At 35.2% G+C, this 15,850-nt stretch carries 19 protein-coding genes; 11 read left to right on the top strand and 8 right to left on the bottom strand.

Translation table 11 applies throughout. The features are described from left to right. Window positions 1–46: 46 nt before the first annotated feature. On the bottom strand, window positions 47–1,201 hold the full coding sequence (locus ACJJVT_RS17690) for a cystathionine gamma-synthase (protein ID WP_405400469.1): 1,155 nt from the start codon (window positions 1,199–1,201) through the stop codon (window positions 47–49). Window positions 1,202–1,285: 84 nt separating this feature from the next. Here ACJJVT_RS17690 and ACJJVT_RS17685 point away from each other — a divergent pair, with 84 nt between their 5' ends. After that, on the top strand, window positions 1,286–2,029 hold the full coding sequence (locus ACJJVT_RS17685) for a DUF3298 and DUF4163 domain-containing protein (RefSeq protein ID WP_405400468.1): 744 nt from the start codon (window positions 1,286–1,288) through the stop codon (window positions 2,027–2,029). Here ACJJVT_RS17685 and ACJJVT_RS17680 read toward each other — a convergent pair. Then, window positions 2,026–2,487: a DinB family protein gene (locus ACJJVT_RS17680; protein ID WP_405400467.1), complete on the bottom strand. Its 462-nt coding sequence runs from the start codon at window positions 2,485–2,487 to the stop codon at window positions 2,026–2,028. The genes ACJJVT_RS17685 and ACJJVT_RS17680 overlap by 4 nt on opposite strands. A 134-nt stretch (window positions 2,488–2,621) precedes the next feature. Between ACJJVT_RS17680 and ACJJVT_RS17675 the strand changes: the two genes are divergently transcribed. Together ACJJVT_RS17675 and ACJJVT_RS17670 are read left to right on the top strand one after the other, a co-directional pair. After that, entirely contained in the window at window positions 2,622–2,975 is a 354-nt protein-coding gene (locus tag ACJJVT_RS17675) for an arsenate reductase family protein (RefSeq protein ID WP_405400465.1), read from the top strand. Next, a complete protein-coding gene (locus tag ACJJVT_RS17670; RefSeq protein ID WP_405400463.1) occupies window positions 2,972–3,874 on the top strand; it encodes a DMT family transporter in 903 nt (300 codons plus the stop codon). The genes ACJJVT_RS17675 and ACJJVT_RS17670 overlap by 4 nt, the downstream gene beginning before the upstream one ends. Here ACJJVT_RS17670 and ACJJVT_RS17665 read toward each other — a convergent pair. Next, on the bottom strand, window positions 3,871–4,488 hold the full coding sequence (locus tag ACJJVT_RS17665; RefSeq protein WP_405400462.1) for a GntR family transcriptional regulator: 618 nt from the start codon (window positions 4,486–4,488) through the stop codon (window positions 3,871–3,873). The genes ACJJVT_RS17670 and ACJJVT_RS17665 overlap by 4 nt on opposite strands. 106 nt (window positions 4,489–4,594) lie before the next feature. Next, entirely contained in the window at window positions 4,595–5,068 is a 474-nt protein-coding gene (locus ACJJVT_RS17660; RefSeq protein WP_405400461.1) for an acyl-CoA thioesterase, read from the bottom strand. Between the two features lie 122 nt (window positions 5,069–5,190). Between ACJJVT_RS17660 and ACJJVT_RS17655 the strand changes: the two genes are divergently transcribed. From ACJJVT_RS17655 to trxA, 5 genes are all read left to right on the top strand, one after another. Beyond that, complete coding sequence (locus tag ACJJVT_RS17655; protein WP_405400460.1) at window positions 5,191–6,165, top strand: NAD(P)H-dependent flavin oxidoreductase; 975 nt, start codon at window positions 5,191–5,193, stop codon at window positions 6,163–6,165. A 24-nt stretch (window positions 6,166–6,189) separates the two neighbouring features. Next, window positions 6,190–7,152, top strand: a complete 963-nt coding sequence (locus tag ACJJVT_RS17650) for a YheT family hydrolase (RefSeq protein ID WP_405400458.1) — start codon at window positions 6,190–6,192, stop codon at window positions 7,150–7,152. 157 nt (window positions 7,153–7,309) lie between these two features. Continuing rightward, the gene (locus ACJJVT_RS17645; protein ID WP_405400457.1) at window positions 7,310–7,789 is read left to right on the top strand and encodes a c-type cytochrome; all 480 of its coding nucleotides are present in this window, start codon (window positions 7,310–7,312) and stop codon (window positions 7,787–7,789) included. Between the two features lie 138 nt (window positions 7,790–7,927). After that, the gene (locus tag ACJJVT_RS17640; protein ID WP_405400455.1) at window positions 7,928–8,617 is read left to right on the top strand and encodes a DsbA family protein; all 690 of its coding nucleotides are present in this window, start codon (window positions 7,928–7,930) and stop codon (window positions 8,615–8,617) included. Between the two features lie 45 nt (window positions 8,618–8,662). Further along, on the top strand, window positions 8,663–8,959 hold the full coding sequence (gene trxA, locus ACJJVT_RS17635; protein ID WP_276493382.1) for a thioredoxin: 297 nt from the start codon (window positions 8,663–8,665) through the stop codon (window positions 8,957–8,959). Here trxA and ACJJVT_RS17630 read toward each other — a convergent pair. Further along, window positions 8,956–9,996 carry a lactonase family protein gene (locus ACJJVT_RS17630; protein ID WP_405400454.1) on the bottom strand — a complete coding sequence of 347 codons (1,041 nt, stop codon included), beginning with the start codon at window positions 9,994–9,996 and terminating at the stop codon, window positions 8,956–8,958. The genes trxA and ACJJVT_RS17630 overlap by 4 nt on opposite strands. Window positions 9,997–10,220: 224 nt before the next feature. Between ACJJVT_RS17630 and ACJJVT_RS17625 the strand changes: the two genes are divergently transcribed. Further along, window positions 10,221–10,499 (top strand): hypothetical protein, encoded by a 279-nt coding sequence (locus ACJJVT_RS17625; RefSeq protein ID WP_405400453.1) that lies wholly within the window; start codon window positions 10,221–10,223, stop codon window positions 10,497–10,499. A gap of 18 nt (window positions 10,500–10,517) precedes the next feature. On the opposite strand, the gene ACJJVT_RS17620 is transcribed toward ACJJVT_RS17625, so the two are convergent. Beyond that, on the bottom strand, window positions 10,518–12,149 hold the full coding sequence (locus ACJJVT_RS17620) for a SulP family inorganic anion transporter (protein WP_405400452.1): 1,632 nt from the start codon (window positions 12,147–12,149) through the stop codon (window positions 10,518–10,520). Between the two features lie 82 nt (window positions 12,150–12,231). Then, on the bottom strand, window positions 12,232–13,206 hold the full coding sequence (locus tag ACJJVT_RS17615; RefSeq protein WP_405400451.1) for a phytanoyl-CoA dioxygenase family protein: 975 nt from the start codon (window positions 13,204–13,206) through the stop codon (window positions 12,232–12,234). 146 nt (window positions 13,207–13,352) lie between these two features. On the opposite strand from ACJJVT_RS17615, the gene ACJJVT_RS17610 reads away from it, so the two are divergent. Both ACJJVT_RS17610 and ACJJVT_RS17605 read left to right on the top strand, forming a co-directional pair. Next, window positions 13,353–14,201 carry a helix-turn-helix domain-containing protein gene (locus ACJJVT_RS17610; RefSeq protein WP_405400450.1) on the top strand — a complete coding sequence of 283 codons (849 nt, stop codon included), beginning with the start codon at window positions 13,353–13,355 and terminating at the stop codon, window positions 14,199–14,201. A 124-nt stretch (window positions 14,202–14,325) separates the two neighbouring features. Next, complete coding sequence (locus ACJJVT_RS17605; RefSeq protein WP_405400447.1) at window positions 14,326–14,853, top strand: DUF421 domain-containing protein; 528 nt, start codon at window positions 14,326–14,328, stop codon at window positions 14,851–14,853. A 53-nt stretch (window positions 14,854–14,906) separates the two neighbouring features. On the opposite strand, the gene ACJJVT_RS17600 is transcribed toward ACJJVT_RS17605, so the two are convergent. Further along, window positions 14,907–15,821: a nicotinic acid mononucleotide adenyltransferase gene (locus tag ACJJVT_RS17600; protein ID WP_405400446.1), complete on the bottom strand. Its 915-nt coding sequence runs from the start codon at window positions 15,819–15,821 to the stop codon at window positions 14,907–14,909. Window positions 15,822–15,850 lie beyond the last annotated feature (29 nt).

Here is a 15,850-nt window from a genome sequence, read left to right as displayed (position 1 = left end):
CAACAAACTACCTGTTCTTACTACATTTAATTTAACAATTGGTCAATTATTCTATCGCTTGTTCTAAATCTGCTATTAAATCATCAACATCTTCAATACCAACACTTAATCTAATCAACGAATCAACCACTCCGCTTCTAAGTCGTTCTTCTATCGGAATACTTGCATGCGTCATACTTGCAGGGTGACCTGCTAAACTTTCTACACCACCTAAAGACTCTGCCAATGTAAATACCTTTAGCTTTTCTACAATTTTTATGGCATCGTCATAACTACCACCTTTAGGTACAAAAGAAATCATACCACCAAAATCTTTCATCTGTTCTTTTGCGATACGGTGATTAGGGTGGTCTTCAAAACCAGGCCAGTACACCTTTTCAATTTTAGGATTACTTTTAAGGTATTCGGCAATCGCCCTACCATTTTCACAATGGCGTTGCATGCGTACGTGCAATGTTTTTATTCCTCTTAAGACCAAAAAACTATCCATAGGTCCACAAACCGCACCACTTGCATTTTGTATAAAATAAAGTTTATCGGCTAATTCTTTGTCTTTGACCACTAATGCCCCAACAACCGTATCGCTATGACCACCAAGATATTTGGTAGCTGAATGCATTACTATATCTGCACCCAGTTCTAACGGCAATTGCAAATAAGGGGTTGCAAAGGTATTATCTACCGCTAGCAAAATATCTGTACCTTTAGTTAAGGCTGCTACTGCTTTTATATCTATAATGTTCATCATTGGGTTGGTAGGCGTTTCTACCCAAATCAACTTTGTTTTCGTATTTATTTTATCACGTACAGTATCTACACCTTGCATCCCTACAAAATGAAAAACGATACCAAACTTTTCAAATATCTTTTTGAATATTCTATATGTCCCTCCATAAAGGTCATCTGTTGAAATTACTTCATCGCCTGGGGCTAACAATTTAATGACCGCATCAATCGCTGCAATACCACTACCAAAGGCTAAACCAAATTCACCACCCTCTATACTTGCCAATGAATTTTCTAAGGCAGTTCGTGTAGGATTGGCACTTCTAGAATATTGATATCCCTTATGACCACCTGGCGTAGTTTGGGCATATGTTGATGTTTGATATATAGGTGGCATAACTGCACCATACGCTTCATCTGGTTGTTGACCACCATGTATGGTTTTCGTATTAAACTTTAAATTTTCAGGAGCCATATTCAAGAATTTATAACACAAATGTATTGTTATCTTTCGGGGAATACAATGAAGCTGTATTTTTACATTAAATCTAATCTCTCCATGAAATCTAAGCTTACCTACCTACTTATTTGTGTTATACTTATTGGGTGTAATAATAAGGATACCCTTTCTTTTGAACCGTTGACCATCGCAACCGATTCTTGCGATAATTGTACCTCTGTTCGTATCGAAATACCAGAGGCAACTGGCAAAACAAAATTAAGCAAGACTATCAATGCTGCCTTAGAAGGTGAGATTATTGCTTTGCTAAATTTTGATGAGGAAAGCAATGCACAAAATCTTGAAGAAGCCAAAGAAGCTTTTCTATATGATTATGAAGAGCTCAACGGAAAATTCCCTGAAGAAGCTATGCCTTGGGAAGCAACTATTGAAGGTAACATTACTTTTGAAAACGAAAGTATTATTACAATCAAATTAGAATCTTACATCTATACCGGTGGAGCACATGGTTATGGCACCAACCGGTTTTTAAATTTTGATAAAATTATTAGCAAAGAGTTATACCAAGAAGATTTATTCAACAACTTAGACGAATTTAAAACATATGCCGAGACGCTTTTTAGAAAGCAAGAAAACATACCTGCAGAAGGTTCTATAAACAATACCGGTTTTATGTTCGAAACTGAGAATTTCTATTTGCCCGACAATTTAGGGTATACCGAAGACGGACTCCTACTTTTTTACGAGCCTTACGAAATAGCTTCTTTTGCAGATGGTCCAATTACCCTAACCATACCTTACGCAGAAGCAAATAAATTTTTAAAGCACCCGAAAAAGCCTTAAGCTAATTGCTTTAACAATAGCGTAATTTGCCCAATGTGAAGCCCTTCATGAAACAAATTGAAGGCTATCGCATCATCAACATTTTTAAGTGTTACACGCGCACTCGTTGTATACTCGTTGTAATTTTGAAAAAGTGCCGTATTGTAGTCTTCTATTAGCCATTCTGCGGTAGATATTAAAAAATCTGCCACCATCATCATCTCTTCTTCGGTAGCTGTACCATCTGGCACGGTACCTTTACTGAATTTGGCAACCAAATCATTAGGTATACGCATTTGCAATCCGCTGAACTTATAAATAAGAACTTGTTGTGTCGCTATTGTATGTGCTATATTCCAATACACATTATTATTGAAACCTGCTGGTATCTTAAGTAGCTTTTCTTTAGGTGTCTTTGTTAATATCGCATGCAGATTTCTACGATTTTGCAACATAATCTCAAATATATTCTCAGTCATCATTTCACATTTTATGCTTTGTAAAAATAGCACAATTAATGATATTTAGGTTTCTTTGTATTTCTAAAGCCTACATCAATAACAGAGTTTTTTCTTTCGGAAGATTAAAAAGCATCATCCTTACATTCAACATCATGAAAAAAATATATCATTTAAGCACGTGTTCTACTTGCCAACGTATTATAAAGGAACTACAACCACTTACAGATTTTGAACTTCAGGATATAAAAACAGAACCTATAACGCCTTCTCAGTTAGAACAAATGCATAGTCTTTCTCACAGCTACGAAGATTTATTCAGTAAAAGAGCTGTTTTGTACCGAGAGCGAAATCTTAAAGAACAAAACCTTTCTGAAGAAGATATTAAGGCGTTGATATTAGAACAATACACCTTTTTAAAACGACCTGTAATTATTGTTGATGACCAAATTTTTATTGGGAATAGTAAGAAAGTGGTAGAAGCCGCTAAAACGGCAATTCACTCGTGAGCAAAAGACTATTAGCCATACTTGCCGCAATTGGAGCTACCACGATATATGCTTTAAACCATACTATTGCAAAAGGTATTATGCCACATTACGTGCAACCTTTCGGATTCATTATTCTTAGAGTTCTAGGTGCTGCAATACTGTTTTGGCTCATTTCACCTTTAGGACCAAAAGAACGTATTGACCCTAAAGATTATCTTCGAATGTTGGTTTGTGCTTTGCTAGGCATGGCTTTTAATATGTTGGTGTTTTTTAAAGGCTTATCACTTTCTACCCCTATTAATAGTGCGGTATTGATAACAACATCACCTATTATTGTACTTATACTTTCTGCTGTAATGTTAAAGGAAAAAATTTCTGGGAGAAAAATATTCGGTATTGGCATCGGACTACTAGGCGCACTCGGTTTAATATTATTTAGCGCAGAAGTTAGACAAGATGCTCCTAATATTCCGCTGGGTAATTTCTTGATTTTTTTGAATTCTATGTTTTACGGATCATACTTAGTACTTGTTAAAGTGTTGATCAGTAAATATCATCCATTTACATTTATGAAATGGCTATTCTCTTTAGGTGTGCTTATATGCCTTCCTTTTGGATATCAAGAATTCATGGAGGTTTCGTGGAGTACTTTACCTTTTGAAGCTTATTTCGGAATTGGATTTGTAATTATCGGAACTACCTTTTGCACCTACCTATTCAATATTTTTGCGCTAACACAATTGAAAGCTTCTACACTAAGTGCTTTTGTTTACGTTCAACCATTACTAGGTATCGCTTATGCCGTTCTTACTGGACAGGACACTATTACTACAGTGAAAATTATTGCAGCTTGTTTTGTATTAGTCGGTGTATATCTTTCTAGCAAAAGACCAAAAAGACAACTACAAGAGAATTAAATATGTGATTGTTTTGCGTTTTCTAAATTGTTCGATAATACTTCAAAAGCCTTAATTTCATCGCGGTGATGCATAGCAGACACTAAATCAAGATGTTCCTGTAAGATTACACTCAAAGATCTGTTCAACCCTACAAGATCCATAAAAGGCAGTATTTTGGCTGACTTATACATTTGATATAATGTTCTATTACCGCAATTCTTTACAATATATTCGTGAAAGTATCGATCGATTTTATAGAATACATACCCGTTTTTAGGTCCATTTTCAAATGGTACTAGCAAATTTCTTAAATCGTCAATTTTAGATTGTGGTGCATTGCGCGTAAAAAGTTTAACCGCCATAGTTTCTAATGCTATTCTGCAATCGAACATTTCTGCGATTTCTTGCTCACACAATTCTCTAACAGAAAGACCATTATCTAAACTACCTACTAGAAGGCTCTCTTGTTTTAATTGTAACAACACCACTGGCACAGTATTGTCTTTAATACTTAAAGTGTGTGATAGCCTATGCTCAGTAATAAGTTGCCCCGGCACCAATTTTTTGGTTACTATCAACTTTTTTACTTTACTATATGTGTCTTGAAATATTTCTTCTGGTAGACTAACCATTAAGTAAATATGTTATTATCGGTTATTGATCACTCAACAGTCAAAGGGGGAGTACGACTGTAATTTATTGAATCATTTAAAAATAAAGTTTTTAACACTACAATTCCTATAAATTTTTAGGAATTTTCAAAAATTTTCTTGTATGTTCTTTTGTGAGCACTCTAAAGCCTTCTCCTTTTTCGAAATCACTGAATTTGCTCATCAATTCTTCTGCCAATGCTGTTAGCTTTCTAGTCTCTAAACTGATCCATGATCCCATCATTTCACATCGCGCTATATTTTCTCCTTTGCCATTATAAAAATTATGGTGGAACTCAAAAAATTTACCATCTTCACTTAGTCCCATAATCTTTAGAGAAACTTTAACTTGATTACCAAGAAAGGCTTCTTTGAAATAATACATATGCTCATAAAATGCTACAGGTCCTATTTTATAAGTAACCATGGTCTTTTGATCAAAACCCTGCTCCATTAAAAAAGCCATTCGTGTGTGGCTCATAAGATTAACATATGCCGAATTTGCTAAATGACGATTCGCATCTATATCACTCCATCGTACTTCAAAATCTTTTGTATACATTTTTATAATTTTTACTATGCATGCATAATACCTTATAAAAATAGCATAGTTTTGAAATGTAAGAACTAAAAAACATCGTTTTTTATAGTTATTTTTAAATCACGTTCAAAATTCAAATCACTATGTCAAAAAAACCCGCTTTCATTAAAGAGTTATCATTGCCTGCAGTTGCAGCCCCAATGTTCTTAATTTCTGGACCACAATTGGTTATTGAATGTTGTAAAAATGGCATTGTTGGTACTTTCCCTGCATTGAACCAACGCACTAGTGAAGGTTTTGAAGAATGGTTAATTGAAATAAAATCTGCTTTAAAGACCTTTGAAGAGGAGACGGGTAAAAAAGCTGCTCCGTTTGGCGTAAATTTAATTGTACACGCTACAAACCCAAGACTAGAAGCAGATGTGAAATTATGTGTGAAGCACAAAGTACCCTTAATCATCACTTCTTTAGGTGCTGTTTCTCAAGTAGTCGATGCGATTCATAGTTATGGCGGATTGGTTTTTCACGATATCATAAAAAAACGTCATGCCGAGAAAGCTGCTGAAGCTGGTGTAGACGGATTGATTCTTGTTGCTGCCGGTGCAGGTGGTCATGCCGGTACTATTAACCCAATGCCTTTAGTTGCTGAAATAAAGAAATTCTACCATAAAACTATTCTTCTCTCCGGATGTATTAGTACTGGTAGAGACATAGCTTCTGCCCTTCAAATGGGTGCAGATCTGGCGTATATGGGTACGCGTTTCATTAATACCAACGAAAGTAAAGCTACACCTGAATACCGACAAATGATTATTGACGCAGGAGCTAGTGATGTTGTTTATACTGCTTCAATTTCTGGTGTGCATGCCAACTTTCTTGGCGCTAGTTTAAAAGCGGCAGGTATTACCGAAGAAGACCTTAAGAAAGATGTCAAGATAGATTTTGGCAAAGAAATGAATACTGAAGCCAAAGCTTGGAAAACAATCTGGTCTGCAGGCCAAGGTTCTGCCCTAATTGACGATTCTATACCCGTTGCCGAATTGGTATCTCATTTAAAAACGGAATTTAAAGATGCTATCGAAGAACAGATTAAAGTTCTAGAAACATATCCGAAGTAAATAAAAATTTTACCTTTCAAACAAATGCCTTTAGTTAACTCTACATATAATCCGCCTCTATTTTTTAAGAGCGGACACCTATCTACCATATATTCTGGATTAGTTAGAAAAGTAGAAGACTTAGATCAAATACGAGTTCGTATTACTTTACCTGATTCTGATTTTTTAGATACGGACTGGAGCTACGCTTCATCTACATCCAAAAAATTGGTCATTATAATACATGGTCTCGAAGGAAGTTCAAAACGTGCATACATTCAAGGTAGCGCTAAAGCTTTAACACAATCTGGATATGATATTTGCGCCATAAACCTTAGGGGATGCAGTGGTACTGCCAACAAATTGTTTCGCTCTTACCATTCTGGAGCAACCGAAGATTTACATGCTGTTATTGAACATGTTTTACAATTAGATAAATACCAAAATATTTACCTACACGGCTTTAGTCTTGGCGGAAATCTGCTTCTTAAATACTTAGGTGAAAAACGAGAGAGAGCTAATGAAATTAAAGGAGCAGTTGCTATTTCGGTGCCTTGCCAATTAGCAGATTCACTACACCAACTACTTCAGTTTAAAAACGCACTATATGCCAAGAGATTTAAAGGTAACCTCATTGAAAAATTAAAACAGAAACAACAATTGTTTCCTGATTTGATTTCAGATAACGAAATAGAAAACATCAAAACTCTTAAAGATTTTGATGACCTGTATACCAGTAGAGCGCACGGTTTTAAAGATGCGATGGACTATTACGCAAAAAGCAGCAGTCTTCAATTCTTAGACCATATCAAAGTACCCACGTTAATAATAAACGCACTGAACGATTCTTTTTTAGGATCTGAATGCTACCCTATAGAAATTGCGAAACATCACAGCAACCTTTTTCTAGAAATGCCTAAATATGGTGGTCATGTCGGCTTCTACGGTAGCGACAACTTCACCTATACCGAAAGGCGTACATTAGAGTTTTTAGAAAATATTACCTAGGGTTTTGAACAAATACAAAATCGGTTGTATAAATTGTTATTTACTTAAAGTTATTAGTTAAAAACTTAACTCGATACGTATTAAAACATACTTCGACCCGCAAAAATTCATATATTAGTCGCTCAATTTACAGACAACACTTAAAAGATAGTAACGTATGCGCAAATTATTCACTTTATTAGCTCTTAGCACCATGATTATTAGTTGTGGGGAAAAGAAGGAAGAGAAAAAGGAAGGTTTTGAAATGAACAGAACCAAAAAAGAAGTTAAAAAAGAAACGGCAAGTGAAGGCGTGCCAGTTGATTTAGACAACAAAGGTGTTGGTCCTATAACCAGCGTTACTTTTGATGAAGCAGTAAATGAAGAAATGGCTGCTGCAGGTAAAGAAAAATTTCAGGCAATTTGTACTGCTTGCCATATGGCAGAGCAACGTATGATCGGCCCTGCATTAAAAGGTGTTTACGAACGTAGAAGCCCAGAATGGGTAATGAACATGATTATCAATCCTGATAAAATGTTGAAAGAAGATCCTATTGCAAAAGCATTATTGAAAGAATACAACAATGCAATTATGCTTAATCAGAATTTAAACGAAGAGGATGCTCGTAACTTAGCAGAATACTTACGTACGCTATAAAGTTAAACGCCAACCTAATACCGAAAACCCTTTCATGTTCATGAAAGGGTTTTCTTTTTTAGTTCATTTTTGATGGTCGCTTTTAAAAGTATGTTTTCACTACTTTTTACGACCAAATACATATTAAATAATTGATATATGCAAAACGATAAAATAAAAATAGATATAGTTTCTGATGTTGCTTGCCCATGGTGTTATGTTGGGAAGAAAAGATTAGAAAAAGCGATAAAAGAATGGGATGGCGCTGAAATAGAAATTGAATGGCACCCATTTCAATTAGACCCGAACATACCAAAGGAGGGTTTGGATAGAGATACTTATCTAACCAATAAATTCGGTAGTGTTGACGGACCTCTAGAAATGACCAAACGTTTAGAAGAGAGCGGAAAAGAAGAGGGCATTAACTTCAACTTCGGTAACGAATGGTTAGCAGTAAATACGCTACCATTACACCAACTGTTACACGTTGCTGGTGAAGAAGGATTTAAAGATGCTCTTAAAGAACGCTTAATGAAAGCGTATTTTGATGAGAATCTACATTTGAACGAGGTTGATGTTTTGAGTGCTATTATGGCTGAATATGACTGGTCGGCAGAAAAAACAGAAAACATTTTAAATGACGATGCTATAGCATATGCTGTAAAACAAGAAATTGCACATTATCAGCAACGCGGTATTAACAGTGTACCTTTCTTTATCATCAATGATAAATTCGGAATTAGCGGTGCCCAACCACCTGCTGCATTTTTAGAGGCTTTTCAACAAGTAGCTCCTCTAAAAATAATTGCTACAGGCGATAGTTGTGATCCATCAACAGGAATTTGCTAACTTAACATTAGCTAAAAATTAGTATTAATTTATAAAACAAGAGATATGAAATCATCATTTTCTGATATCATAAAAGGGGACACTCCGGTTTTAGTAGACTTTTTTGCTGACTGGTGTGGACCATGTAAAACGCTAGCTCCTATTTTAAAAGATGTAAAAGGAGATTTAGGCGACGCTATTAAAGTCGTAAAAATAGACGTAGATAAAAATCAAACATTAGCATCTCAATACCAAGTTAGAGGTGTACCTACTATGATTCTTTTTAAAGACGGAAAGCAGGTGTGGAGACAATCTGGTGTAGTACCTAAAAATGATCTATTACAGATTATCAAATCAAATTAATAGAATTTTAAACATACTGGACTAGGCAAATCAACCTGGCTTACAAAACTTAGAGTGCCATTTTCTGCATCTCTATTAAAAACAACAATATTGTTGCTGCGTTGATTTGCTACCAGTATATATTTACCTGTAGGGTCTATAGTGAAGTTTCTTGGCCAATCGCCCTTTACAGACGATCTACCTACCAATTCTAATTTTCCCGTAGTTTGGTCTACTTTAAATATCACTACAGTATTCTCCCCTCTATTTGTACCATAAAGAAATTTACCATCTGGTGATAAGTGAAGATCTGCACAATAGCTTTCTCCTTCAAAATCTGATGCTACTGTATCATAGGTTTTCTTACCATAATACTTACCATCTTCTTTTTGAAACATGGTTATAGTAGAGTTTAATTCATTGATTACGTAAAGAAATTCTTCATTCTCTGATGTTACAAAATGTCTAGGACCAGCACCCTCGGCAACTACCAATTCTTTTTGTTTGCTTGTAATAAAATTGCCATCAGACGGTGTATATTTTTTAATTCGGTCTAAACCTAAATCAGACACAATTAATTCTCCATTTAAGAAAGAAGACATATGCGCATGGGCTTTTCTCGTAGTGTCTAAAACCTTATGATCAATAACTTGTGGAGATGGCTTAAGATTTCCATTTTCCAAAGCATTAAAAACCGCTACATTACCTCCCGTATAATTTGCTACTGCAACTAATTTACCATCATCACTAACACCTACAAAACATGGGTTGGCACCATAAGTAGATTTTACATCTATCTCGACAAGTGTGGTATCTTTTATTCTAAATGTAGTTATTGAACCATCTTCCTTTTTATAATCATCTATCTCGTTTACGGCATACAATGAATTCTTATCTGGGGAGAAAGCTATATAAGAGGGATTCTTAATTGTCGCAGCTAATTTCTTGTTTGTTAATTCGCCAGTGTCAAAGTTTAAATTGAATCTATATATACCCTCGCTACCATTATCGGTATACGTTCCTACAAACAACACCTCTTCATTTTTTGACTCTTCCACCTTACAATTATTTATAAAAACTATTCCAAAAATTGCGATAAGCAAACTGACCTTATTCTTCATATTTATAATGCTCTAATCTAAAAAAAATCTCTTCTAAAAAGAGAAAAATAAAACTTGTATTAAAATCACTAAATGTATAAAAGAATTGCTCAAAAACTAAGAATAATTAAATTTCATGTAACAAAACGGTCATTTTTACTACATATAAGAAAGAAATGACGATGGGATACGGCGGACAACCAATGAAAGTAATAAAGGCAAATAGAGCGCTACTTAAAAAAAGTAGAAGCTTTAGAGATTTGCGTAAAGATTATTTAGACTACTCTCAAGAAACCAAATTACACTTTAAAGAACTCACCGATGTTGAGTATAAAATTATACGCGATAAAATTAAAGCACAAGCTAAAAAAGACAGCCTACAAGAAATAGGAATCTATATTATTTCTATAGCTATAGTCTTAGGAATCTTCTATGCTATATACACTTTTGCATCATTATAACGCCTAAAATAAAAGCTGTTATAAACCCCACAACTTAAAAGGATTCTTAGTTTCTGGATCATCATCTTTTGACTTAGAAAGAGGCTTGTCTACCATGACCTTATAAGTAGGATCTTCCATAACATTGACATCTATAATGTCATCTGCAGCTGCCAATAAGCGTATACAGTCGTTACTTAAATGACGTAAATGAACCTTTTTACCAACCTGGGCGTAGCGTTCCGTAATCTTGTTCAAAGCTTCTATACCACTCATATCAGAAACACGACTTTCTTTGAAGTCGATAATAACTTCGCTTGGATCACCTTGCACATCAAATTTTTCATTGAAAAGCGTTGTAGAACCAAAGAATAATGGTCCGTAGATTTCATAGTGCTTTACTCCGTAATCATCCACATACTTTCTAGCTCTAATTCTCTTGGCACTTTCCCAAGCAAAAACCAAGGCTGAAATTATTACACCAATCAATACCGCCAATGCTAAATTGTGTAAAACTACTGTGATCAAAGTAACCAATATCATCACAAAAATATCTGATCTTGGCATTCTTCTTAAAGCCTTAAAGCTTGCCCACTCAAACGTACCAACGGCAACCATGACCATAACACCCACCAAGGCAGCTATAGGCACCAATTCTATTACCGGTGCTCCAAACAATATAATTAACAAAATGGTTAAGGCTGCAATTATACCCGATAGTCGAGCTCTCGAACCAGCCGATAGGTTAACTAAGGTTTGTGCAATCATTGGACAACCACCCATACCACCAAAGAAACCGTTTAATATGTTTGCGCCACCTTGTGCCAAACATTCTCTGTTACTATTACCTTTTGTATTGGTAATCTCATCTACCAAATTCAAGGTAAGTAAGCCTTCTGTAAGTCCGACAGCTGCCATTATTAAACCGTAAGGCAAAATAATTTTAAAGGCTTCTAACGTAAAGGGAATAGTTGGTATATGAAAAGAAGGTAACGACCCACTAAGCGACTTCAACGCTTCACCTGGCAACGTATCTTGATTAATGATATCTACTACTTGTTTCGTTTCTATTTTTAGAAAATATACTACTAGAAATACTACAATGATTCCTATTAATGAAGCCGGAACTGCTTTCGTAAGTTTGGGAACAAAAACAATTATTGCAATGGTGAACAGTACCAATCCTACCATTGTATATAATGTAGAACCTGTTAACCAAACTGCAGCATCACCTACACCTATTTTAAACTGATCCATTTGTGCCATAAAAATAATTATAGCCAAACCGTTTACAAACCCAAACATTACTGGCTGAGGCACTAAGCGAATAAATTTACCAAGCTTTAAAAAACCTACAATCAATTGAAAAACACCTGCTAAAGCCACTGCTGCAAAAACATATTCTAAACCGTGAGAGTTCATTAACGCCATTAATACAACTACGGTCGCTCCTGCTCCACCAGAAATCAACCCAGGTCTTCCCCCGAAAATTGCTGTAACCAACCCCATGATAAAGGCACCGTACAGACCTACTAATGGTGAAAATCCTGCAAGAATAGCAAACATCAATGATTCTGGAATCATTGTCATTGCAACCGTTAATCCCGCTAAAATTTCATTTTTATAATCTACTTTCTGATTGAAATCGAATATATTGAGGTACTTCTGCATGCTCGATGATTTTAAGGGCGCAAAAATAAGTCTTATTTACCGGCCTCGCCACTAACGAACAGAATAATACCAAATTATCTGTTTACCAGGCTTTTAATCCCAATAATTTCTCTCCTAACGGTGATAATTTAGCAGTATCATATTTGGTTTGTTCCCATTTACGCGGATCCCCCGGAAATGCATATCCGTCTGGCGCGATTTTGTTCTTCCAAGAATTAACTCTCCAATTACGCATTTCTTCATTTTCAGGCTCAGCAGGCATCATTGAAATATACTGCGCTATTCGAACTTTATCTTTTGATTTATTTGGTCGAATACCGTGTGGCTCTGTACTATTAAAAATTAATAAATCGCCAGCCTTCATTTTCACTTTTACAATTTTATCTTCTAAACCATCTAATGAAGGTTGAAAATGGTCTCTGTCTTCTGGCTGTGTCAATTTCCAAAAATCGTAATTACGGTACAACCATGGTATACATTGAAAGCCTCCCATATTCTCATCATCTTGATCAGCCAATGCCAATACTCCTTGAACGTTTTGGGGTTTTGTTTCCGGATCATAATCCCAATGTATAAATCCTTTTTTATCTACTCCAGCAGGCAATGGAAAATTTAAATTTGCACGATCAATAGTTACCCATAGTTTTTCTGTTCCCCACACATCTACAAAGGCATCATATACTCTTTGCGTTTGTCTATTGTTCCATAAATGTTGGTTGTTGTACACTTCAACCATGCCTGTTCCTGTCAATTCTTTCATTTGCATTTCTGCTCTTGGTGGTGCATACCATGTTGAAGAATCTGTGGGACTCTTTTCATCAAACTCCCATAGAAAATCTGCTGTTGTTTTTGCTTGCTCTAGAGATACAGCATTCTTTATTACGATATACCCGTTTTCTGTCCAGAATTCCCAATCTTCTTCGCTGAGAACACGAAGTGATTTACCATTGGATCGATCGTTTAATTTTTGTTTACTGCTTGTTGCCGTTGACGGGTTACCTGGCATATCTTTATGCGCTTTATTACCTTGCTCAACTTTGTTGTTTGTCTGTTGCATCGTATAAAAATTTAAGGTTGAAATGTTTTATAAAACTACTGAGCGTTAGCAACTTGAACTACCGTAATATTAACCACAATTTGAACTATATTGATTAAAAAACACCAACGGACCAAAATTATGCGCAATTTTGTTACATTTAGCTTATGAAAATTGAGTTAGAAACTATTGAACCGGCAACTAATAGTCCGTTTCGTTTACTGCACGACCCAAAGCTGAGCCATCTCTTTTATTGGCATTTTCACCCCGAATATGAAATCGTTTATATTGAAGGTGCTAACGGAACAAGACATGTTGGTGATCATATTTCTGAATACCAAGAAACCGATTTGGTTCTTATAGGTTCTAACATACCACACCTAAATTTTGACTACGGTGTAAAAACAACGTACCGTGAAGAAGTCTTACACATTAAACCTTCTTTCAAGAGTGAATTTGTAGACCCTATTCCAGAATTGAAAAACTTAAATAGATTATTGGATCTATCGAGATACGGAATCGCTTTTCACGGGGAAACTAAAAAAGTGGTAGGTGAATTGTTAAAGGAACTTCACACCCTAAAACCTTTTGAATATTTTATGACAATCATGAATATTCTTAAAAGGCTATCTCAAAGTAATGAGTTTGAATTGCTACACAAGAAACCTTATAAGAATAAATACAGTAAAAAGGAGCAAAGTAGAATTCGTGATATTTATGCCTTGATCGATGAACGCTACCAAGGTAAAATATCGGTTGATGAGGTCGCTAAATTCTGTAATTTAACCAAGCCTGCTTTTTGTCGCTATTTTAAAAAAGCTACGGGTAGTACTTTTATAGAGTTTTTAAATCAATATCGCATTAGTCAATCTAAACGTTTATTGCTTACTGGCAAGAATGTAAGCGAAACATGTTTTGAATGCGGATTTGAAAGCCTCTCTTACTTCAACAGGACCTTTAAGAAAGTTACGGGAGAAAATCCATCAGCATTTAAAAAGAGATTGCAGCGTGATTAAATGAACTAGAACTCTAAGTAATAGAGGAAACATTTAAAACGAGATACTGTTATTTTTAGAGGAGTATATTTTTAACCTGAATTCACCCTTCAAAAGGACCAGGTATAACTTCTAAAACTTAACTATGGAAATTTTTGACCCGCTTTCACTAAAAACCGTTTTGCAAATATGTGTAGCTGCGGTTTTTATCTATTTATACATGATGTTCATTACACGTGTAACAGGCAAAAGAACATTCGCTAAAATGACAAGTTTTGATTTTGCAGTTACCATTGCTATGGGTTCTATTCTAGCCGATGCCGTAAACACACCTGAATCAAGTTTAATGCCCGCAATGGTTTCTATAGCATTACTTGCTGGTCTACAAGCTTTATTCGCCAAATTGTTATCATCATCTGATGCCGCACAAAAAATAATAACCAATACGCCTATTCTTCTAATGAAAAACGGTATAATCTTGAAAGAGAACTTAAACAAAGCATTGGTAAGTCAGGCAGATTTAATGGGAAAACTTCGTGAAGCAAATGTTTTACAACTGTCGCAAGTGAAAGCTGTCATTTTTGAAACTACAGGCGATATATCGGTTCTTCATACAAATAAGCAAATTGAGATTGATGCTGTTATTATGGAAGACGTAAAATCTGAAGCATAAAAAATGCCCTAATCTTATCGAATAAGGCATTCTTGAGACAATCAACTTAAAAACTATTTTGCCTTCTTTCGCTCTACTTTCATAGTAGGGTTAGAAGATTTAACTCTTTTCTTACTTTCTGTACCTTTACTAGACTTCAAATACTCTTGGTATCCTCTGCCTCTAAATTCATATGTTGTACCGCTATCTGGGTGGTATAATTCTATAGTACTATCATTAATTACATATAACTCAAAGTAATCATCGCCCATAAAGTCATAGTCTAACGTCAGTGTTTTTAACGAATTATCACCTTGTACATCATACACCTGGTAATCACCTTCAAAATCCCATCGTAAATTTGAAATACTAGAGTTAGGCGCATTTAAAGAAGACCTAAAATATCTTGGTAAAAACTGTACGTAATTCTCATTATCAAAGTCATTCAACGCTCCGGCTTCACTGGTATAGATTTTCTCCCAAGCATCATATTCTTGTATGAAATAATTGATGTTGTCATAAAATACTGTGTCGTAATCAAAATTATTAATCTGATATCCTTTCAAATAATACGAGGTATCTGAATTTGCATCATACAACTCTATTGTATTATTGTTTACTGCAAAAACTTCTAAAAACCAAGATCCGTCGATATCGTGAGCAATATCTACTGTACCTCTAAGCGTACCATAAGTACCTACATCAATACCATAGCCACCACCGGTTTTACCGATACCAACGATGTTATTATTTGCGTATAATACTCCGCGATCAAAAGACACCGTAAACGCTCTTTGTAAAAAAGGCACTTCACCATTACCACGGGTCGCATTAACATCTACATACCATAAATCATAGCTTTGTAAAACTTGATCGGTATTGAAAGCGGACTCTTCTATAAAATCATCTTCAATAATTACTTCTGTATAACAAGAAACCATCAATGTGGCTAAAAGGAAATACCCTGTAAGTAGTTTTATAGTTTTCATATGATTTCATTTAATAGGTTGTTGACTAT

This window comes from Maribacter sp. Asnod2-G09 (assembly GCF_045063795.1).
Lineage (GTDB): Bacteria > Bacteroidota > Bacteroidia > Flavobacteriales > Flavobacteriaceae > Maribacter.
Note: the sequence above shows the minus strand (reverse complement) of the source record. Positions and strands in the feature narration are given on the sequence as shown.

Coding starts and splice junctions, on each gene's coding strand:
- ACJJVT_RS17685 (WP_405400468.1), top strand. CDS start 1,286: ATGAAATCTAAGCTTACCTACCTACTTATTTGTGTTATACTTATTGGG.
- ACJJVT_RS17600 (WP_405400446.1), bottom strand. CDS start 15,821: ATGAAAACTATAAAACTACTTACAGGGTATTTCCTTTTAGCCACATTG.
- ACJJVT_RS17620 (WP_405400452.1), bottom strand. CDS start 12,149: ATGCAGAAGTACCTCAATATATTCGATTTCAATCAGAAAGTAGATTAT.
- ACJJVT_RS17690 (WP_405400469.1), bottom strand. CDS start 1,201: ATGGCTCCTGAAAATTTAAAGTTTAATACGAAAACCATACATGGTGGT.
- ACJJVT_RS17610 (WP_405400450.1), top strand. CDS start 13,353: ATGAAAATTGAGTTAGAAACTATTGAACCGGCAACTAATAGTCCGTTT.
- trxA (WP_276493382.1), top strand. CDS start 8,663: ATGAAATCATCATTTTCTGATATCATAAAAGGGGACACTCCGGTTTTA.
- ACJJVT_RS17625 (WP_405400453.1), top strand. CDS start 10,221: ATGGGATACGGCGGACAACCAATGAAAGTAATAAAGGCAAATAGAGCG.
- ACJJVT_RS17660 (WP_405400461.1), bottom strand. CDS start 5,068: ATGTATACAAAAGATTTTGAAGTACGATGGAGTGATATAGATGCGAAT.
- ACJJVT_RS17675 (WP_405400465.1), top strand. CDS start 2,622: ATGAAAAAAATATATCATTTAAGCACGTGTTCTACTTGCCAACGTATT.
- ACJJVT_RS17665 (WP_405400462.1), bottom strand. CDS start 4,488: ATGGTTAGTCTACCAGAAGAAATATTTCAAGACACATATAGTAAAGTA.
- ACJJVT_RS17655 (WP_405400460.1), top strand. CDS start 5,191: ATGTCAAAAAAACCCGCTTTCATTAAAGAGTTATCATTGCCTGCAGTT.
- ACJJVT_RS17650 (WP_405400458.1), top strand. CDS start 6,190: ATGCCTTTAGTTAACTCTACATATAATCCGCCTCTATTTTTTAAGAGC.
- ACJJVT_RS17615 (WP_405400451.1), bottom strand. CDS start 13,206: ATGCAACAGACAAACAACAAAGTTGAGCAAGGTAATAAAGCGCATAAA.
- ACJJVT_RS17680 (WP_405400467.1), bottom strand. CDS start 2,487: ATGACTGAGAATATATTTGAGATTATGTTGCAAAATCGTAGAAATCTG.
- ACJJVT_RS17605 (WP_405400447.1), top strand. CDS start 14,326: ATGGAAATTTTTGACCCGCTTTCACTAAAAACCGTTTTGCAAATATGT.
- ACJJVT_RS17645 (WP_405400457.1), top strand. CDS start 7,310: ATGCGCAAATTATTCACTTTATTAGCTCTTAGCACCATGATTATTAGT.
- ACJJVT_RS17640 (WP_405400455.1), top strand. CDS start 7,928: ATGCAAAACGATAAAATAAAAATAGATATAGTTTCTGATGTTGCTTGC.